A 20,078-nucleotide genomic window follows, 5' to 3' on the forward strand; every position below is an offset into this window, starting at 1 on the left:
TGGTTTTACCTATTGCGGCAAACAAGTTACAAACATACCGGCATTTTTACCCGCAGGTAAAGCTTATGCACTCGAAAATATTTATATCATTGTAGTTCTACAATAATGTATACGGCTGATGAAACGCATCTTTTCTAATCTAACATTCCAGGTAATTGCAGCTATTATATTGGGGGTGCTGGTAGGTTTGTACTTTCCGGGCTTTGCGCCGGTAGCACAAAGCATCAGCAAAATGTTCATCAGTCTCATCAGTATGCTGATTGCGCCTATTATCTTTTTTACCATTGTGCTGGGCATTGCCGGCATGAGCGATATGAAAAAGGTAGGCAGGGTAGGTGGCAAGGCGTTACTGTACTTTGAGCTGGTAACCACGTTTGCTCTCATTATCGGTGTGGCTGTGGCTAATTTGGTTAAGCCGGGAGCGGGCATGTCACCGCATCATGCAAATGGCGATGTAAGCAAGGTGGCTCAATACCAGCAGCAGGCCGGCGAAATGCACTGGGGTGATTTTTTTATGCACATCATTCCCTCCAATTTTGTGGAAGCCTTTGCCAAAGGCGATGTATTGCAGGTACTGCTGATTGCCATTCTATTCGGTTTTGGTTTGAGCCGGATGGGTAGCACCGGCCAATCGCTGATACAAAGCCTGGATAAGTTATCAAAAGTGTTTTTCAACATTATGCATATCGTAATGCGGGCCGCGCCGTTGGGGGCTTTTGGCGGAATGGCTTATACCATCAGCACGCATGGCTTGCAGACTTTAAAGCCGCTGGCTATGCTGATGGCATCTGTATACATGACCATGGCGCTGTTTATCTTTGTGGTGCTTAACTTGATCTGTTACCTGTTTAAATTCAGTCTGTGGAAGTATCTTAAATTCATCAGGCAGGAAATCCTTATCGTGCTGGGTACATCATCATCCGAACCGGCTTTACCGCTGATGATGGATAAGCTCGAAAAGCTGGGCTGTGCCCGGTCGGTAGTGGGCTTAGTAATCCCGACAGGTTACTCTTTTAACCTGGATGGTACCACCATTTACTTATCCATGGCTACTATATTTCTGGCGCAGGTGTTTCAGGTGCCGCTTACACTGGCGCAGCAGCTTACCATTATCGGTATACTAATGGTAACCTCCAAAGGAGCCGCCGGGGTAACGGGCAGTGGTTTTATTGTACTCACCTCCACACTGGCTGCCATTAAAGTAATCCCGGTTGAGGGTGTGGCATTGCTGCTGGGGGTAGACCGCTTTATGTCCGAAGCCCGTGCCATCACCAATGTAATCGGCAACGGCGTAGCCACTATGGTAATTGCCATCAGCGAAAAAGAGTTTGACAAACAGAAGTATGAACTGGCAGTAAATGGAGAGAAGATGACTAAATAGTTGCTTTTAGTTTCACTTTTGTGCTTAAGAACCTTTGTCGGCTTATTACTGCAGGAGCTTTTTTGTCTTTAAACAAAGTAAAATTAAGGCATTAGTTACCTCAGGAACTAACGCTCTCCGCACCTCAAACCTCATTCCTCAAACGAGCGTAGGGTTGCTTTCGCACCCGGCCGGGCGTATGGCCTGTAGCATTGGCAGGGATTGCGAAAGCTAGGCCTTTTGCTTACTTTGTGGCTATGACAAAGTAAGTAGCCTCCGCGGCAATGAGCGGACTGCAAGAAGTAATTTGGCACTAAAGGAAGTTAGCCCACAAAACAATACCATCACTATGATAAACTTAAAATCTACCCAACAACTACTACTAATAGCCTGCGCAGTACTACCCAGCGCTTATACACCATCAAATCCTATTTGCTGTCAAATCAATCAAAAGCAAAAGACCGCAGAGCAGGGGTGGATCAACCTGCTGGATAAAAATCTATCCAGGTGGGGTACCTATTTAAGCTATAATCACCAGCCTGACTATGCCGGTAAGCCACCGGTTGATGCCAGCGGAAAAGTAATTGCGCCGGTAGGTTATAACAGTCCCACCCAAAAAGTATTTACCATGACCGAGCAGCAGGGCCAGCCGGTACTGCATGTAAGCGGCGAATTGTATGGTTGCGTATATACCAAACAGGATTACGAGAACTTTCATTTAAAACTTAAAGTTAAGTGGGGCGATAAGGCTTATGGCCCGCGGGTAGGCAAGCTGAAAGATTCGGGTATATTATACTACTCGCAGGGTGAGGCCGGGGTAGATTACTGGCGTGCTTGGATGCTATCGCAGGAGTTTCAGATAATGGAAGGTCACATGGGCGATTACTGGAACATAGCCAATTCGGCGGTAGACATAAGGGCCTACCTGCCCGAAGGTAAAATGAACAGCATCGCCAGCACCACGCAGCCCTTTTTACACTTCGGTACGGGAGCGCCCGAGGGCATGTGTTTGCGGAGTGAAAATCACGAAAAGCCCGGTGAATGGAACACTTTAGAGCTGATCTGTTATCAGGGTAAAAGCCTGCACATTGTTAACGGCCATGTGGTGATGGTACTGCAAAATTCACATTATGTGGAAAAAGGCCAGCGTAAGCCGCTAACCAAAGGTAAAATACAGCTGCAGAGCGAAGGCTGCGAAGCTTATTTTAAAGAAGTACAAATTAAAAACCTAACAACCATGCCGGGCGCTTATCAAACATATTTCAATTAAAGTGTAATAAAAGTAAGTTGAGTGGCTAAGTATAGGCGATGCATGAACTTTTACTTTTCTGAACAGTTACTTAGTTTATAAAAGTCATTGTTATGAAAAATTCGTTCGTATTAGCCCTTGCTTTGTTTGCTGCCTGTTTTATGTTTCATGCCAAAGCCCGTGCGCAGGAGTATGTGTCGCCCACTAATCCGGCCAAAACCGGGAAATCTCCGGGTGTAAAAGCGCAGTTACTGAGCCAGAACGGCAACGTGAAAACCTATATGCTGGTGTTTGCTAAGGGCGATGAAATACTATCGGGTCTTACGGAGTTTGCCCAGAAAAACAACATTACCAGCGCTCACTTTACCGCCATTGGTGATGCCCAACATGCACGTGTGGGTTGGTATGATGAAAACCGCAAAATGTTCAAAGTGATCCCGATTAACGAGCCGTCCGAAATTACCTCACTGGTGGGCGATATTGCTGTGTATAATGGCAAGCCCGTGGTGCATGCACACATCAACCTGGCAGGGCAGGATGGTGTAGTACGCGGCGGCCATTTGCTGGAAGCCTATATCTTCCCGACATTGGAAGTGCGCCTTACCGTTGAGCCAGAAACCATGTACAAAAAGCTATATCCCGAGGCTGGAGCCACTATTATTGATGCGAAGCAGTAACCTCACCCAACCCTGCCCGATAGGGAGGGCTTTAAGTTTATATTAATTTTTTTGAAAGTCTCCCCTGCCGGGGGAGATTTAGCGGGGGCTATTCTTTTTTCTTATTTCTTTTTTTATAGCTTTGCCGTACAAAAGCAAAAACCATGAGTGTTCTCGTAAATAAAGATTCAAAAGTTATTGTTCAGGGTTTTACCGGTAACGAAGGTACTTATCATGCTACGCAAATGATTGCCTACGGTACTCAGTTAGTAGGTGGTGTAACGCCTGGTAAAGGCGGTCAGCAACACCTGGAGCGTCCGGTGTTCAATACCGTAAAAGATGCGGTTGACCAAACCGGTGCCGATGTATCTATCATTTTTGTGCCTCCTGCTTTTGCGGCCGATGCCATTATGGAAGCTGCCGAAGCCGGTATCAAAGTGATTGTATGTATCACTGAAGGTATCCCAACCAAGGATATGATCCAGGTGAAAGAATACCTGAAAGATAAATCATCCCGTTTGATCGGTCCGAACTGTCCGGGTGTGATCACGGCTGACGAGGCTAAAATTGGTATTATGCCAGGTTTTATCTTCAAAAAAGGTAACGTTGGTGTTGTATCAAAATCAGGAACTTTAACTTACGAAGCGGTTGATCAAGTGGTTAAAGCCGGTTTAGGTATCACTACTGCTATCGGTATTGGTGGCGACCCTATCATTGGTACCCCAACCAAAGAAGCGGTTGAACTGCTGATGAACGACCCTGAAACTCACGGTATCATCATGATTGGTGAAATTGGTGGTGGCATGGAAGCTGAAGCTGCCCGTTGGATCAAAGAACACGGTACTAAACCGGTAGTAGGTTTCATTGCTGGCCAAACTGCGCCTCCGGGCCGCCGTATGGGTCACGCTGGCGCTATTGTAGGTGGTGCTGACGATACGGCTGCTGCTAAAATGAAAATCATGGCCGAGTGCGGTATCCGCGTGGTAGAATCACCAGCCGAAATTGGTGCTGCCATGGCAGAAGAACTGGCTAAATTAGCGTAAGTATTAGAAACAAGAACCCAAAGCCAGGAAACAAGATTCTTTGTTTTGGGCAAAGGTTTAGGTATAAAGAAATCCCGGTCAGGTTGGCCGGGATTTCTTTATTTTAAGGCTCAAAGGCCCGCTGTTGCGCCCGGGCCAGCGATGGCCTTGCGGGCAGACAGGTGATCACAACAGCTAGGCCTTTTGCTTACTTTTTGGCTATGACAAAGTAAGTAGTCTCCCCGGCAATGAGCGGACTGCAAAAAGTAAATAACCACTACTGTATATCCTCCGCAGAAACAATGTGAAAGTATTCGCAAAACTTGGGTGCACTACCATCTCAGGTTCTATTCTAACCAAGCAATTTCGCTTAACTAATATTTCAATATTTTTAGTATGTTGTGTCACCAATTATAAATCGATGCACAAACTACTAATCATCTTTTGCTTGCTGGCTGTTGTGGCAGCTAAAGCGCAAAGTAAGCTGTTCATGACACAAGCCAAGTTTAAAACAGGCGATGATGCCGCTTGGCTGAATCCTAAGTTTAACGATGCTGCCTGGCAAACGCTCAAAACTACGGTATACTGGGAGCAGCAACTGGGTGCCGAGTATAACGGCTATGCCTGGTATCGCTTTCATGTAACCATCCCGTCTTCGTTAAAAAAGCAATCTGTATTGAAAGATACACTGGTAATTTACCTGGCCAATATTGATGATTGCGACGAAAGTTACTTCAATGGAACGTCGATTGGCAAAACCGGCACGATGCCTGCCCCAAACACGGAGTACAAAACAGCGTATGATGCGGAGCGACGCTACCGTATTCCGCTCAACCGGGCAAAAATTAATTGGGATGCTGATAACGTAGTGGCCGTTAGGGTATATGATGGCGGGGGCAACGGTGGCATCAACAATGCTGCACCCTACATCAATATTATGGATATAATTGATGGTGTAGCAATCAATAACAGCAAGGGTTTCGCATTTAAGGCCACCAGCGCATCAAAAGATATCAGTGTGGTTAATCATAACAAAATGGCGGTTAACGGTACATTAAATGTGCTTACCCGCGAAGATCGGACCGGCAAAATAACCAGCCAAAATCAGTACAACATCAGTTTGCCTGCGGGCAACAGTAAAACGCTGAACGTTAAAGCAGAAAACCGGGAAGGCATTACGCTATCATACGTTTTTACGGAAAAGCTGACCGGCAAAAAAATTACGGTAAACGACCCGATGCCTTACATACTTACGCCACCGGTATCGGCTAAGCCGCGCATAAATAGCGCACGGGTAAGCGGCGTGCGTCCCGGTTCTCCATTTTTGTACAAGATAGCGGCTACGGGTAAAAGGCCATTGCAGTACAGTGTAGCAGCGCTTCCAGAGGGTTTAACGTTTGATAAGGCAACCGGTATCATCAGTGGTAAATTAACCAAAGCCGGCGATTATCCTGTAAAGCTTAGCGTAACCAATGCACTGGGCAAGGCAGCGTGCACGCTTACCATCAAAGCCGGTAGCCTGATGGCGCTTACGCCACCTATGGGCTGGAATAGCTGGAACTGCTGGGGCCTATCTGTAACTACAGACAAGGTTAAAAGCTCGGCGCAGGCATTGATTGATAAAGGGCTTATCGATCATGGTTGGTCATACATTAACATTGATGATGGATGGGAGTCGGATAAAAGAAATGCTGATGGTACCATTGGTACAAATGCAAAGTTTCCGGATATGAAAGCGCTGAGCGATTGGCTGCACGGGCATGGTCTTAAATTTGGCATTTACTCTTCGCCTGGCCGGCTTACCTGCGGCGGGTACCTGGGTTCGTTGGGCCATGAGTTGCATGATGCGGAAACGTATAACTCCTGGGGCGTTGATTATCTAAAGTATGATTGGTGTGCTTATGCCGAAGTGGCCGGCAGTGATACCTCGCGCGCTACTTACATGAAACCTTATCAGGTTATGCAAAAGGCGCTTCGGGCACAACCGAGGGATATCTATTACAGCCTTTGCCAGTACGGCATGGGCGATGTTTGGAAGTGGGGCGCTGAGGTTGATGCCAATAGCTGGCGCACCACCGGCGATATAACCGATACCTGGGGCAGTTTGTATGATATCGGCTTCCGCCAGTATAAAGTTTCGGACTATGCACAACCTGGAAGATGGAACGATCCGGATATGCTGACAGTGGGCAAGGTAGGCTGGAGCGGTAACCTGCGTACAACCAGGCTTACACCCAATGAGCAATATACGCACATAACCTTATGGAGCTTGCTGACCTCGCCGCTGCTGATAGGCTGCGACATTAGTCAAATAGATGATTTTACCATCAGCCTGCTTACTAACGACGAGGTAATAGCCGTTAACCAGGATGTGCTGGGAAAACAAGCACACCTGGCTTTTAAGGGTGCTGATTACCAGGTTTATGTAAAAGAACTTGCTGATGGAAGTAAAGCCGTAGGTATATTCAACCTGTCCGAAAAATATAAGCCTGTAACAGTCAATTGGCGTGATCTGCATATTGGTTCGGTAAAGCAGGTACGTGATTTATGGCGGCAAAAAAATATGACCGCAGTAAAGCCAGCTTTTAGCTATATGTTGGCGCCGCATGGAACGGTAATGCTAAAGGTGCAGTAGTTGGCATGGGTGCGTTTTGTTGAGACTATTTTGCCAGTATTGGTGTGTTACCCGTAAATGGAATGGGGTAGTAACAATGCGTCAGTGATATGTAAATAGCCGTTTGTATTCAAAACCAAGCCACCATAAAATCGTATATTTATACATCCGTGACCAATAATCACCCCAAACAAAAACATTTATGGCTGATCAAAAATATAACGACCTGACACCCGAAGAAGAACGCATTATTTTATACAAAGGCACCGAGCGCCCTTTTACTGGCGAATTGTTGAACAACAAAGCGCAGGGGCTGTACCTATGCCGCCGTTGCGATACGCCGCTATACCGTTCGGAAGATAAATTTGAGTCATTTTGCGGCTGGCCGAGCTTTGACGATGAGATACCGGGCGCAGTACGTCGCGAAACCGATGCAGATGGTAGCCGCACAGAAATATTGTGCGCCAACTGCGGAGCGCACCTGGGGCACGTGTTTATGGGCGAGCGCTTTACGGCTAAAAATACCCGTCATTGCGTTAACTCCGTTTCTATGAAATTTGTACCTCTTGCGGACGCAAAATAATCCACAAAAGTTATTAACATTTAGCCCGGCATGCCGGGCTTTTTTTATGGTTTTAATTTTCAGCAGGTTAGGTTTAAAACATCAGGCTTTTGAAAACAACCCAACTGTGGATAAGCTGCCGGGTATCTGGCCTGACATTCTGATGATGGATTTAAATGACTAGTTATTAATTAGTTACCAACAAAATGTTGGGTGATGTCTAAATTAATCTTTTAGCAATGTTAATAACTATCAGCCCGTGTTTATAACTCTTTTAAACTTCTAAGCCCTCCGGTCTGTACTTTTGTTAAACAAGCCCCTTACAAGGGGCTTGAAAGGGGCTTAAGATTAAAAAGGTAGCACAACGATCTGTTGTTGCTGGCCGCGAAAAGTGTGGGTGATAAGAACAATCGATACCATACAGCATGCAGATAAGCTCAGTTAAAGCTGGGTAAGTGGGCTGGCTGTCAGTAAATTGAAGTGAACAAAAATATTAAAGAGGTAAGCATATGAGTCAGGAAAACGAAGTATTATTAAGAGAGAACAAGGACCGGTTTGTAATTCTGCCAATTAATTACCCGGCTATCTGGGAAATGTATAAAAAGCATGAGGCCAGCTTTTGGACTGCCGAAGAGATTGATCTGTCGGACGACCTGAAACACTGGGAATCCCTGAACAGCGGCGAAAAGCACTTCATTTCGCACGTGCTTGCCTTCTTTGCAGCCAGTGATGGTATTGTGAACGAAAACCTGGCCGTAAACTTCATGAGTGAGGTGCAAGTGCCCGAAGCTCGTTGCTTTTACGGTTTCCAGATCATGATGGAAAACATCCACTCCGAAACTTACGCCCTGCTGATTGATACTTACGTAAAAGACCCAACTGAAAAAGATCGTTTGTTCCACGCTATTGATACAGTGCCTTGTGTAGGTAAAAAAGCGGAGTGGGCTTTGAAATGGATCAACAACGGTACTTTTGCTCAGCGTTTAGTAGCTTTTGCTGCGGTTGAGGGTATCTTCTTTTCCGGTAGTTTCTGCTCTATTTTCTGGCTTAAAAAACGTGGCTTAATGCCGGGCTTAACTTTTAGTAATGAGCTGATTTCCAGAGATGAAGGTATGCATTGCGAGTTTGCCTGCTTGCTGTACAGCATGTTAGAAAACAAGCTGAGCAAGGAAGAAGCTACCCAAATTATTACTGATGCGGTAGAAATTGAGAAAGAGTTTATCACCGAAGCTTTACCGGTAAAGCTGATTGGTATGAACGCCGCCCTGATGAGCCAGTACATCGAGTTTGTGGCCGACCGCTGGTTACAAGAACTGGGTTATGATAAGGTTTACAACGCTACCAATCCGTTCGACTTTATGGAAATGATTTCGCTGCAAGGCAAAACCAACTTCTTTGAGAAACGCGTAGGCGATTATCAAAAGAGCGGCGTATTGAACGCACAGCCATCCAGCCAGGCATTTTCACTTGACGAGGATTTCTAAAAAATGTATAAATATCATCTATCTATAATTAAAGACATTATTCATCCATAACTGCTCACTGCCATGTTTGTAATAAAAAGAGACGGAAGAACGGAGTCGGTAAAATTTGATAAAATTACCGCACGTATAGAGAAATTGTGCTACGGATTAAATCCTAACCTGGTTGACCCGGTTGATGTAGCCAAAAAAGTAATTGAAGGTTTGTACGATGGCGTAACCACCTCAGAGCTGGACAACCTGGCTGCAGAAACCGCGGCTTCGTTAACTACCAAGCACCCCGATTATGCTTTACTGGCATCACGTATTGCGGTATCTAACCTGCACAAAAATACCATCAAATCGTTCTCCGAAACGATGCGTAAGCTGTATGAGTATAAAGACCCTAAAACTGGCAAAAATGCATCGCTTATTGCTGATGATGTTTGGGATGTAATTGAAGCTAACGCCGAGATTTTAGACAGCAGCATCATCTATGATCGCGACTTTGGATTTGACTACTTCGGTTTCAAAACTTTAGAAAAGTCATACCTGCTGAAACTGGATGGCCGCATTGCCGAGCGCCCTCAGCACTTATTTATGCGTGTATCTGTTGGTATCCACAAAGAGGATATCGAAAGCGCTATCAAAACTTACCACCTGATGAGCGAGCGCTGGTTTACTCACGCTACGCCTACGCTGTTCAACGCTGGTACACCAAAACCACAAATGTCATCATGCTTTTTGCTGACCATGAAAGATGACAGTATTTCGGGCATCTATGATACTTTGAAGCAAACTGCACAAATTTCACAAAGCGCAGGTGGTATTGGTCTAAGCATTCACAACGTGCGTGCAACTGGTTCATACATCAGCGGTACCAACGGTACCAGCAACGGTATTATTCCAATGCTGCGCGTGTTTAACGATACTGCCCGTTATGTAGACCAGGGCGGCGGTAAACGTAAAGGTGCGTTTGCTATTTACCTGGAGCCTTGGCATGCCGATATTTTTGAATTCCTGGATCTGCGTAAAAATCATGGTAAAGAAGAAATGCGCGCACGCGATTTATTCTACGCCCTGTGGGTATCTGACCTGTTCATGAAACGCGTAGAGGCCAACGAAGACTGGAGCTTGTTCTGCCCGCATGAAGCACCAGGTCTGGCCGATTGCTTTGGCGCCGAGTTTGAAGCTTTGTATGAAAAATACGAAAAAGAAGGCCGTGCCCGCCGCAAAGTAAAAGCACAGGAACTTTGGTTTGCCGTTTTAGATGCACAAGTTGAAACTGGTACGCCTTACCTGTTATATAAAGATGCTGCCAACAGCAAATCAAACCAGCAAAATCTGGGTACTATTAAAAGCTCAAACTTGTGTACCGAAATTATGGAGTACACCTCGGCTGATGAGGTAGCAGTTTGTAACCTGGCTTCGCTGGCATTGCCACGCTTTATTCGCGATAATAAATTCGATCACGAAAAATTATACGAAGTAACTTATCAGGCTACATTAAACCTGAACAAGATTATTGACCATAATTATTATCCGGTTAAAGAGGCTGAGTACTCAAACCTGCGCCACCGCCCAATTGGTTTAGGTGTGCAAGGTTTGGCTGATACCTTTATCTGTTTGCGTATGCCTTTTGAAAGTGAAGAGGCCAAGCAACTGAATAAAGAGATTTTTGAAACCATCTACTTTGCTTCCATGACAGCTTCAAAAGATCTGGCTATTAAGGAAGGTCCGTATGAAACGTTCAAAGGTTCGCCATTATCTCAAGGAAAGTTCCAGTTCGACCTGTGGGGCGTTAAGCCAGAGAGCGGCCGTTGGGATTGGGAAAACCTGCGCCTGGATGTAATGAACCATGGTGTACGCAACTCGCTGTTAGTAGCACCAATGCCTACTGCTTCAACTTCGCAAATTTTGGGTAATAACGAGTGCTTTGAGCCATATACCTCAAACATCTATACCCGCCGTGTACTGAGCGGTGAGTTTATTATTGTAAACAAGCACCTGCTGCGCGATTTGGTTGACTTGGGTCTGTGGAACAGCCGCATGAAAGATCAGATCATCAGCAAAAATGGTTCTATCCAGGATATTGCAGAAATTCCGCAGAACATCAAGGATCTGTACAAAACCGTTTGGGAGATCAAGATGCGTAACATCATTGATATGGCTGCCGATCGTGGTGCTTACATTTGTCAGTCACAGTCATTGAACCTGTTCATCAATGCGCCTAACGCTTCTAAACTTACTTCAATGCACTTCTATGCATGGAAAAAAGGGTTGAAAACCGGTATGTACTACCTGCGTACCCAGGCTGCATCTCAAGCTGTTAAATTTACGGTAGAGAACCAGGGCGGTAAAAACATGGATCCGGTTATTCCTTCAGAAGTTGCTCAGGTAGCTGATGATGTGCCTGCCGGTCCAAGCTGCTCAATGGAAGAGGGTTGCGTAACCTGCTCTGCATAACGAAATACCTTTCTCAATTTTAAAATGACTAAGCCCTGAAGCTTTATGCTTCGGGGCTTTTTATATTTGTACCCATGTCTGTTACCTTTCAAAAGCACGAAATTGTTCAATGCGAGCGCTGCCGTATGCCTTTTGAATGCAAGGCTAATGCTTATACCAAATGCCAGTGCAGTAAAGTACAGCTTACTATTAACGAGGTACAGTATGTAAGTGAGTTGTATGATGGCTGTTTATGCGTAAACTGCCTGATCGAGCTCCAAAAAGAATACCAAGAATCCGGATACTAAAAAAGCCTGCAGGTTATGCAGGCTTTTTTAGTATATAAGGGAGTTTATAAACGTTATTGTACCTTGAATACAAATATCACCGTGCCCTGTTGCATATCAGGAGCCGTTTCCTGTGCATTAAGCCGGGCACGCTTTACTGCTTCCTCACATTTATCAATCAGATCCTGATCGGTAATGGTAGTGCCGCGGGCACCGCCACGGGCATAGGTTACGTTGCCGTCTTTATCCACACGAATGTCCACCACCACTTTACCTGTATGGCGGCCAGCATCGCTAACTGACGGTTTGCTCAAAAAGTTGCGTTGCGGCATACCGGTTAAGTTACCGCCATTGCCAGAACCGGTTCCGTTGTAATTATTGGTAAGTGTAGTACCTGTAGTTTTACCCTGGTTGCCCGGCGTGCTGCCTGTACCATCACCCTCGCCGGTTCCGTTGTTGGTTTTGCCTTTGTATAAAGCGTTTTGATTTACAGTAGGTTTTGGTGTAGCCTTAGTTACTTCCTGCTGTGTAGCTACGTTAGCGGTTGCTTTTTTGGTAGCATTAATTTCGGGCGCATCCTCGTTGTTTTGTGTAACTACATCCTTGCTGCTGTTTTCGGTAGGCGTGGGCTCCTCGGTAGGAGGGGCAGGGGTTACCTTATCAGGCTTGGTATGATTGGCATGCTCAGCTACTGATGGCTCTTCAGTGCTCATATAATCATCGCCCATACCTTCATCAACAGTACCATAGTTTACCAGTATACCACCGGTGCCATCTTCTTCTTTTGGCGGTGTTTGAAATACGATAAAATAACTCAGGCCAATCAGCACAGCCAGTATAATACCGGTGGCTAAAAAGGCTTTGGGATAGTTATTATCTTGCTGGCGGTAGTCCATAGCATTAGTTATTTAGGCTCGGTGGCCAGTACCAGTTTAATGTTCAGCTTTTGTGCAATATCCATTACCTGCACTACATCCTGTATAGCAACCGTACGGTCCACGTGTAATACAATGGTCAATTCAGATGCCAGATTCTTGTAACCTTCAAGCGTTGCTTGCAGCGCATCTACAGGCACTTCTTTCTTCTCTACATAGTAGCGCAAATCCTGTGTAACAGAAACGGTGATGGTCTTTTTAGACATAGCCTGCCCGGATGACGATTTAGGCAGCATCAGTTTAATTACGTTGGGGTTGGTTACTGTTGATGCAATCAGGAAAAACAACAGCAGGAAGAACATAATATCGTTCATGGCCGAGGTATGTACCTCAGCTGATGCACGGCTTGATTTTTTTCTCAGGTTCATTTGCTGGGTTCTTCTAACAGGTCAATAAATTCAACAGCGTCGGTTTCCAGTTTCAGAATAACCCGCTCAACCATCATGTTCAGGATGTGGTAGCAAACATACGCCACAATACCCACAAACAAACCGGCAGCAGAGGTTACCATTTTTACATACAAACCGCCGGAAATTACACCCATACTGATATTATCGGTTTTGGAGATATCATAAAAGATCTTGATAACCCCGGCAATAGTACCTAGGAAGCCGAACATTGGTGCAATACCCGCTACGATGCCAATAATGCCAATGTTTTTCTCAAGCTTAGCTACTTCAATTTTGCCAACGTTTTCAATAGCTGCCTCAATATCTTTAATAGGGCGGCCAATACGCAGTAAGCCTTTTTGCAGCATGCGGCCCAATGGTGAGTTGCTATTGCGGGCAACGGCAATGGCCGAATCCAGCTTGCCTGCTGTAATGCTGCTGCGAATTTGGGCCATCAGGCTCGATTCATCTTTGGCAGCTTTGCGGATAGTAAAAAAGCGTTCGAAAAATATAACCAGGCCCAGTACGGCCAGTATACCAATCGGGATCATTACCCAGCCACCTTTAATCAGCAGGTCGCCAAAACGTAAATCATCAGCAGGTGCAGCAGCAGCGGCAGCTTGCGCCGTGCGGTTCACAGTATCAGTTAGTTTTTGAGCAGTGTCGGTAATCTGCAGTAATAACATCATTTTTTAGGATTTTGTCTTATGGTTTCTACGTATAGTTTTGACCTTTCCAGGTGCTTGGTTTCTACCAGCTTTTGTTTGGCCTGCTGGCCTGCGGTAAATGTTTCAAAAAAGCCGAAGCTTATTTTAAAGTATTTGTCGCCCGGCGGATTTTTTAAAACGCCTGCGTTTACACCTTGTACCTTATAGCGGTTGGTGATAGCAGTAGCCTCGGCCATGGTGCTGCACGCGCCGCCTAATAGCGTATACTTATAATTTTTATTGTTAACCATTAATGCCGATGCCTGGCTTGCGGCAGTGGGTTGCACAACCTGGGCTGGGGCATGTTGGTTTACAGAATCTGTTGCAGGTACTGTTGTGGTTACAGGCGTATCAGTTACAGTTGGTTTGTTAATGATTACCGTGTCTGCTACGGGTTTGGTGTTTCCGGATGCAGATGATGTAGCCGCAGCTTCTGTAGCACTGCCTTTTTGATTGCGCTGCGTTTGGTAAATTGCAAAGCCGGCGCCAATAGCAATAAGGAGTATAACAGCAATTACAATCCAGCGGCTGCTGCTATTGCGCGATGGTGTGTTTGTTTCAGTCTCCTCGCTGATCGTAGTAGGGGATGCAATTTCTGATACCGCCTCCGCAGAATGAATGGGAGCTGCAGCTTGCGGTTCAGGCAGCGGCTCTTCTGCCGGCTTTACCGGTGCAGGAGGTATGATTACTGTTTGCGCTGCAATTTCTGGTTGTGGTATTACAGCCTGTTGCACTGGCAAGGCAGGTTCAGTAGCCTTTGGTTGTGCCGGCTCTGGCGCTGCTTCAACTGGCGTTGCTTGCGGTTGTTGTTCCACCGGCGCGTCTATAACCGTAGGAGCAACAGGTATGGCCAGCTTTTCGGCCTCTTGGCGTAAGCTCACCGCACTAAAGCCATAAATGGCAGACATGGTAATGTCTGCCGTATTGGGTTTAAATTTTAGCTCGTTGTTTTGTTTGTATAGTGCGCCAAGTTTGCTGATAGCTACCTCTTGCGTTTCGGCCTGTTGTGTTACGTCGGCCACCCACTTGTTAATAAAAAAGCGGGCCGAGGCAGAGGATACATTGTTTTTAGCACTAATGTACTGCGCCAGTGCCTGATCTGTAACACCGGGCTGATGCGTAAAGCCGGCCTGATAATGAGGCGGGTAAAATTGGCCTTCGGTTTTGTTATAATAGCTGGCTACACGCACCTTATTAAAAATACCCAATCCCGGTATAATTACTGTGCCGTGCTCTTTAAGTAGTTCACTGATGTAAACAGCCAAATCCATTATACTCTACCTCTGTTTAAATTAAACGTATCAGCAAATATAATTAAAAAGTAAAGCCTGCACCGCCAAATATGTTAAAACCATAGTTAGGATAATATAACCAGGTTTGGTAATTCGTGTTCAGGATGTTATTTGCCTGTACAAATACAGATATTTGTTTGGTTGCTTTGTAGCTCACGCCACCATTCAAATCAGCAAATGATTTCAGGGTAACAATTGTTGGTGTTGCTATACCGCTGCTTGGGTCGGCTAATATTCTGTCCTTAACCTCGCTGCGTATCATTAACGAGCCGTTGATATCTACTTTTTTACCAATGTGAATAGCGGTTCCGGCAGTCAGTTTAAACTTAGGCAGGTTCCAGGCTTGTTGCTCGTTTTTCAGGTTATAATCCTTAAATTCAACACGACCAAACAGGTCCAGGTTGTCAGATGCTTTGTAGTCAAGCTCGCCGTTAAAGCCGGTTACACGGGTACGGCCTTCTGCATACATCACATCAAAACGGTTATAGCTGGTGGTGTTATCAAAGTTGCTCACAAACAGCGGCAAATCCTGTATGCTGTTGCGGAATACGGCTGCCTTGAAACCTAAGCCGGCGATAATTTGTCCTTTTAAGCCCAAGGTAATATCCAGTTTATCTACCGAGTTTTTGATACTTAGGTTTTGGCCGATGAATGGATTAATCTCAGACCAGTTGCGCAGCGATGATTTGTTTACATCACCTTTAGCTTCGGCAAACAGGCGTATGTATTTTGGTACCACCTGCAATTCCAGCTTGGCTGCCGGGAAGATATAAAAGCGTGATGAAAAACCAAACTCTTTAACGATGTTCAGGCCCGCATCAATCTTGTAATTATCGCCCTGAAACTTCAGGTAAGGATTAAGGCGCAGTAAGCTGTTGTTGAAAGAATATGCACTATCTTTTTGGCTGCTCAAATCCAATGATGCACCTAAGCCAGCATAAAATTGGTTAATGGTTTGGTTTAAAAAGCCGGTTAATACAACGTTGTTCTCTTTGGCAGCATAAGCATTATTGAATATATAGCCGTTCAGCTTCAATGCATAAGTAAATGCACGACTGGTATCCTGGTAATTTTTGGCCAGTTCGCCTTCAGCGCTCAAGGTATTGAAATGCTGTTTCAGCGGATCGGTAACCGGTGTTACGCCGAATGTGTTATAGCCATAAAAGTAGGTTCCACGGCGGCTGTAATCAATACGACCACGCAGTGTGTTGTCGCCGGTAATTACTTTACCAAATGCACCTACCTCGGTTTTGCTTTGATTTTGCTTTGGCAGGTCGCTGCCCTGCTGAGCAAAATGTTTCAGGTAAGCGCCTACCTGCAGGGCAGGGTCGTTGCCATTGTTAATAAATGCTTCGCCAAAAGTGGTTTTAAGGCTGCCAAAACCGGCACGCACAAAGTTGTTGGCAGGGATAGAGTCGCGCTCGGCAGGCATTTTCATTGCCTCTAACTGGCGTATATCGCTGTTGCGTTCCAATCTCCTGTCAAGTGTGGTATAGCTTAACGGCGCTTTGTAAGGCTGTGTGTCCTCCAGGTTAGGGTTGCGACGAATCTTAACCGCATCGGCCAGTACCGGTTTATATACGGTGGTTACCACAATCTCTTCCGAGAGGCTGCCACCATTATTTGCCGGTTGATTAGCCGCATTTTGCCCACCTTTTTTAGTGGTATCTTGTTTTACTTTAGCCGCAGCATCGCCCAGTTTTTTAGCAGCGGGTTTAGCTACCGGCTTTTTAGTAGTAGTGGTTTTAGCCGGCTGTTTTACCTGTGCCTGCGCAGAGGCCGCACCAAGTGTTACAGTAGCTGAAAGCAGTAAATAAATATATCGGGTTGTCATTACAGTTCGGTATAAATGCGTTATCAATGATTACTGTTTGCCTGATGATGTGCTGCCTAATGCGCTTAGCTTTTGCAGCTTTTCTTTTGCTGCAGGCAAAATATCATCGTTGCCTTTGTAGTTGTCAATTAAGCTTTGCAGGGTGGCTTTTGCCTGGAACGCATCTTTTTGCGCTGCATAACAATCTGCCAGTAGTATAAAGCTTTTAGCTACCCAGTAATCGTAGTTAGACATTTTGTTAGCAATATCAAAGCAGGTTTTTTGTGCTGCTTTGTATTGTCCTTTTGAGTACTCAATAAGGGCAACGTTGTACTTAGCCTCGGCAGCTGCTATAGTTTTGGTATTGTTAACGGTATAATTAAATTCTTTTAACGCCGCAGTGGTGTCACTGCGCATTAGCTGTGCTTTACCTGCATATAAGCCGGTTCTGAATTTATCTTCTTCTGATGCTTTTTCATTTTCGCGAACCAACTGCGCATAGTGCAGTACATCATCAGCCATTTCCATTTCTGCATAGCAGGTAAGCAGGTTATTGATAGCGAAACTGTAGTCGGCCTTGTATTCCGAATTAGTTTCCAGGCGTTTCAAGAATACTACGGCTTCATTATAGCGTTTTTGTGCCATGTACAGCTTAGACATGCTGATCAGTGATTTCTCGGTGTAAGCACTGGTCCAGTCATTCAGTATCACGTTATAATCGGCTACGGCTTCTTCTGTACGGTTCAGGTTCACTAAGCTTTGTGCCCTGATGAAGCGCATTTGCTTGTCGTAAATAGGCTTGGTAGCTTTATCATAGTAAGCATTTACTGCAGCTACGGTACCAGCCCAATCGCCTTTCAGGTACAGGTTGTTTGCTGCATTCGCCATGATGCTTTCCTGCTCGGCCGCGCTGTAGTTACCTATAGGTGTAGTGGTTGCGTAGCTAATAAATGTTTGCGCATCACCTTTATCAGTATAGATCTTTTCGATCTGCTTAAGCGCTTGTTTAGCTTCTTCGGTTTGCGGGTAGGTTTGTACTACTTTTTTGAACGATTCAACCGCCTGGTCGTCCTGGTTGTTGTTGTAATCTATCAAACCAATAGTAACCAACGCACGTGGTATGTAACTGCTTTGCGGATGTTGCTGAATCAGGTTCTGTAAGCCTGATTTAGCCTCATCGCCCTGATTTTTCAAGAAGTAAGTGTAAGCAATCTCGAATGAAGCGTCATCCACAAAATCAGAGTTAGGATAGCGTCTCAGTACATCGTTCAACGTACTGATCTTGGCATCCGGCGAGCCTTGCAAGCCCTGTATCATACCACGCTGAAATAAGGCATAATCTTGCCCCTGACTGCCGCCGGCAATAATACGGTCATAATATTGCAAAGCGCTGCTGTAGCTTTTCAATACAAAATAGCTATCGCCCAAACGAGCTGTAGCATCGTTGATGGTGTTTTTATCTTTCGGCTCGCTGGCTAAAAAGCGTTCAAAGTAGTTTGCAGCCTTGCGATATTGCTCATCGCCAAATGCAGCATAACCTAAGCCGTAATTAGCGTAGTTGAAAACGCCCGAGCTTTTAGCAGCAGGCATACTCAAGAACGACTCGAACTGCTCAACAGATTCGCCATATTTGCGAACCTCGAACATAGATTCGGCCAGCCAGTAGGTGGTTAACGCGGTGATATTCTCATCGCGCTGGTATTTAAGCGAGCGTAAAAATATGCCTATGGCATTTTCAAAAGCACGTTCGTTATAAAATTCCAGTCCGCGGTAGTAAGTTACACGCTGGTAGGCTTCAGCCGCGTTCGGTGAGGTAGCTACGATCGGTTCCAGAATCTCAACAGCCTCACGGTAATTTTTTGAATTCAGTAAAGCTTCGCCTAGCAGGGTTTTTACCTCATCAGTACGGGTAGAGCGCGGATACTTTTTCAGATACAGGCGGGCTGCTTCCAGTGCCTGCGTATTAAAGTTCAGCTCGTATGATAATTTGGCGTACTCATACAGCGCATCTTCCTGTAGTTGTTTGTCAAAATCCAGCTTTGATGCCACCTGGAAGGCGTTGCGTGCACCTTGTTTGTTGTTCAGCTTTAAAAATATAGAGCCTAAAGTGTAGTTACCACTCTGGCTGTATTCGTCGCTTTTATCAATCAGTTTTTCCAGCTCAATGGCTGCGTTGGCATTGTCGCCTGTTTTATAATAGGCGTAACCAATCTGGTAGCTGTCCTGCGAGCTCTGGGTACGGCCTTTATCACCCTGCTGAAAACGGGTGTAGTATTTAAGTGCCTTTGCGTAATCGCCTTTTGCAAAATATGATGCACCTACAATGCGCAGCATTTCAGTTTCGTGCTGCTGGTGCGTAGTGTTCAGGATCGGGATGGCGTAGCTTAATACATCATCATAACGCTTATCTAAAAAATAAACGGCGGTGATGTAATACGGATAGCTGTTTTCATATTTCTTCGAGTTTTTAAGTTTTTCGAAGTTCACCAGCGCAATATGATAGTCTTTGTTCAGGTATGCGATGTAGGCATAGTAATAAGTAGCATCTTCGGTAAAAGCTGATTTTTTATCTTTTACCTCGCTAAATAATACCTGTGCATTTTTATAGTCATTCAATGAAAAGTAAGCATAACCTTTCCTGAACTTATACTCAGTAGCCTCCTTGCCGTTCAGCTCATTCGCATCAATCTTATTAAACCAGCGGAGGGCATCCTCATACTTGCCTTGTTTAGAGTAGGATTTACCGATCTGGAAATAAGCCAGCTTGGCCAGCGGATTTTCAGGGTGCTCCTTAATAAAGCGTAATAGCAGGCTTTCCGCATCATCATTACCCAGTTCCAGGGCGCAAACGGCCTCGTAATACTGTGAGTTTTCTTTAATTAAAGATATCTCCGATTCAAACTGCGGCTGTGTGGCAGGCTTGATCCGGTTGTGCTCAATTTGCCTGAACTGCTCGGCAGCAGCTACGTACTGGCCATTATTGAGCAGTGTGGTAGCCGTATGATAGGTTCTGTAAAGTTCAATTGAAGGATTTTGCTGGGCTTCGGCCGCATAAGCGCCAAGCAGCAAAGCACATGTAGCAATGGGTTTGAGTTTAATCATAATAGGCTGTAAATACTGCAAAGTAGCAAATACAAAAATGCAATCCGCGGCATATAATCACAAACCGCAAAGCATATTTTTAAACGAAGGTAATTATAAGATGGTATAGATGATGAAAAACTTTGCTGCAAGTGCCTTTCTTGTCAATAATTTGTAAAGCATTTTTTGTGGCGTATCATATTTAT

At 45.2% G+C, this 20,078-nt stretch carries 15 protein-coding genes; 9 read left to right on the top strand and 6 right to left on the bottom strand.

Going from position 1 to position 20,078, the window contains the following annotated elements; genetic code table 11:
• Positions 1–118 precede the first annotated feature (118 nt).
• The 9 genes from KHS38_RS18355 (at position 119) to KHS38_RS18395 (ending at position 11,676) form a co-directional block, all read left to right on the top strand.
• Positions 119–1,381, top strand: a complete 1,263-nt coding sequence (locus KHS38_RS18355) for a dicarboxylate/amino acid:cation symporter (RefSeq protein WP_213490014.1) — start codon at positions 119–121, stop codon at positions 1,379–1,381.
• Between the two features lie 328 nt (positions 1,382–1,709).
• On the top strand, positions 1,710–2,630 hold the full coding sequence (locus tag KHS38_RS18360; RefSeq protein ID WP_213490015.1) for a 3-keto-disaccharide hydrolase: 921 nt from the start codon (positions 1,710–1,712) through the stop codon (positions 2,628–2,630).
• A 92-nt stretch (positions 2,631–2,722) separates the two neighbouring features.
• Positions 2,723–3,286: a PPC domain-containing DNA-binding protein gene (locus tag KHS38_RS18365; protein WP_213490016.1), complete on the top strand. Its 564-nt coding sequence runs from the start codon at positions 2,723–2,725 to the stop codon at positions 3,284–3,286.
• A gap of 143 nt (positions 3,287–3,429) precedes the next feature.
• Entirely contained in the window at positions 3,430–4,308 is an 879-nt protein-coding gene (gene sucD, locus KHS38_RS18370) for a succinate--CoA ligase subunit alpha (protein ID WP_213490017.1), read from the top strand.
• A gap of 400 nt (positions 4,309–4,708) precedes the next feature.
• Complete coding sequence (locus tag KHS38_RS18375; protein ID WP_213490018.1) at positions 4,709–6,922, top strand: putative Ig domain-containing protein; 2,214 nt, start codon at positions 4,709–4,711, stop codon at positions 6,920–6,922.
• A 181-nt stretch (positions 6,923–7,103) separates the two neighbouring features.
• Positions 7,104–7,484 (top strand): methionine-R-sulfoxide reductase, encoded by a 381-nt coding sequence (locus tag KHS38_RS18380; protein WP_213490019.1) that lies wholly within the window; start codon positions 7,104–7,106, stop codon positions 7,482–7,484.
• 488 nt (positions 7,485–7,972) lie between these two features.
• The gene (locus tag KHS38_RS18385) at positions 7,973–8,947 is read left to right on the top strand and encodes a ribonucleoside-diphosphate reductase small subunit (RefSeq protein WP_213490020.1); all 975 of its coding nucleotides are present in this window, start codon (positions 7,973–7,975) and stop codon (positions 8,945–8,947) included.
• A gap of 63 nt (positions 8,948–9,010) precedes the next feature.
• Positions 9,011–11,389 carry a ribonucleoside-diphosphate reductase subunit alpha gene (locus tag KHS38_RS18390; protein WP_213490021.1) on the top strand — a complete coding sequence of 793 codons (2,379 nt, stop codon included), beginning with the start codon at positions 9,011–9,013 and terminating at the stop codon, positions 11,387–11,389.
• A 74-nt stretch (positions 11,390–11,463) separates the two neighbouring features.
• On the top strand, positions 11,464–11,676 hold the full coding sequence (locus KHS38_RS18395; RefSeq protein WP_213490022.1) for a cysteine-rich CWC family protein: 213 nt from the start codon (positions 11,464–11,466) through the stop codon (positions 11,674–11,676).
• Positions 11,677–11,729: 53 nt separating this feature from the next.
• Here KHS38_RS18395 and KHS38_RS18400 read toward each other — a convergent pair whose 3' ends face one another.
• From KHS38_RS18400 to KHS38_RS18425, 6 genes are read right to left on the bottom strand one after another with little or no spacing between them, the layout of a single operon-like run.
• Entirely contained in the window at positions 11,730–12,551 is an 822-nt protein-coding gene (locus KHS38_RS18400; RefSeq protein WP_213490023.1) for an energy transducer TonB, read from the bottom strand.
• Between the two features lie 8 nt (positions 12,552–12,559).
• Positions 12,560–12,958 (bottom strand): ExbD/TolR family protein, encoded by a 399-nt coding sequence (locus KHS38_RS18405; protein ID WP_213490024.1) that lies wholly within the window; start codon positions 12,956–12,958, stop codon positions 12,560–12,562.
• Positions 12,955–13,668, bottom strand: coding sequence for a MotA/TolQ/ExbB proton channel family protein (locus KHS38_RS18410; RefSeq protein WP_213490025.1), 714 nt, complete (start codon positions 13,666–13,668; stop codon positions 12,955–12,957). Before KHS38_RS18410 ends, KHS38_RS18405 begins: the two co-directional genes overlap by 4 nt.
• A complete protein-coding gene (locus KHS38_RS18415) occupies positions 13,665–14,957 on the bottom strand; it encodes an HU domain-containing protein (RefSeq protein WP_213490026.1) in 1,293 nt (430 codons plus the stop codon). The genes KHS38_RS18410 and KHS38_RS18415 overlap by 4 nt, the downstream gene beginning before the upstream one ends.
• 43 nt (positions 14,958–15,000) lie before the next feature.
• Entirely contained in the window at positions 15,001–16,812 is a 1,812-nt protein-coding gene (locus KHS38_RS18420) for a porin family protein (RefSeq protein WP_213490027.1), read from the bottom strand.
• A gap of 30 nt (positions 16,813–16,842) precedes the next feature.
• Entirely contained in the window at positions 16,843–19,893 is a 3,051-nt protein-coding gene (locus KHS38_RS18425; RefSeq protein ID WP_213490028.1) for a tetratricopeptide repeat protein, read from the bottom strand.
• Positions 19,894–20,078 lie beyond the last annotated feature (185 nt).

The organism is Mucilaginibacter sp. Bleaf8 (assembly GCF_018390515.1).
GTDB lineage: Bacteria > Bacteroidota > Bacteroidia > Sphingobacteriales > Sphingobacteriaceae > Mucilaginibacter.

Bases quoted from the DNA above. Each gene is read 5' to 3' on its own strand.
- KHS38_RS18365 (WP_213490016.1), top strand. From the start codon at position 2,723: ATGAAAAATTCGTTCGTATTAGCCCTTGCTTTGTTTGCTGCCTGTTTT.
- KHS38_RS18410 (WP_213490025.1), bottom strand. From the start codon at position 13,668: ATGATGTTATTACTGCAGATTACCGACACTGCTCAAAAACTAACTGAT.
- KHS38_RS18380 (WP_213490019.1), top strand. From the start codon at position 7,104: ATGGCTGATCAAAAATATAACGACCTGACACCCGAAGAAGAACGCATT.
- KHS38_RS18400 (WP_213490023.1), bottom strand. From the start codon at position 12,551: ATGGACTACCGCCAGCAAGATAATAACTATCCCAAAGCCTTTTTAGCC.
- KHS38_RS18355 (WP_213490014.1), top strand. From the start codon at position 119: ATGAAACGCATCTTTTCTAATCTAACATTCCAGGTAATTGCAGCTATT.
- KHS38_RS18405 (WP_213490024.1), bottom strand. From the start codon at position 12,958: ATGAACCTGAGAAAAAAATCAAGCCGTGCATCAGCTGAGGTACATACC.
- KHS38_RS18415 (WP_213490026.1), bottom strand. From the start codon at position 14,957: ATGGATTTGGCTGTTTACATCAGTGAACTACTTAAAGAGCACGGCACA.
- KHS38_RS18360 (WP_213490015.1), top strand. From the start codon at position 1,710: ATGATAAACTTAAAATCTACCCAACAACTACTACTAATAGCCTGCGCA.
- sucD (WP_213490017.1), top strand. From the start codon at position 3,430: ATGAGTGTTCTCGTAAATAAAGATTCAAAAGTTATTGTTCAGGGTTTT.
- KHS38_RS18385 (WP_213490020.1), top strand. From the start codon at position 7,973: ATGAGTCAGGAAAACGAAGTATTATTAAGAGAGAACAAGGACCGGTTT.
- KHS38_RS18395 (WP_213490022.1), top strand. From the start codon at position 11,464: ATGTCTGTTACCTTTCAAAAGCACGAAATTGTTCAATGCGAGCGCTGC.
- KHS38_RS18375 (WP_213490018.1), top strand. From the start codon at position 4,709: ATGCACAAACTACTAATCATCTTTTGCTTGCTGGCTGTTGTGGCAGCT.
- KHS38_RS18420 (WP_213490027.1), bottom strand. From the start codon at position 16,812: ATGACAACCCGATATATTTATTTACTGCTTTCAGCTACTGTAACACTT.
- KHS38_RS18390 (WP_213490021.1), top strand. From the start codon at position 9,011: ATGTTTGTAATAAAAAGAGACGGAAGAACGGAGTCGGTAAAATTTGAT.
- KHS38_RS18425 (WP_213490028.1), bottom strand. From the start codon at position 19,893: ATGATTAAACTCAAACCCATTGCTACATGTGCTTTGCTGCTTGGCGCT.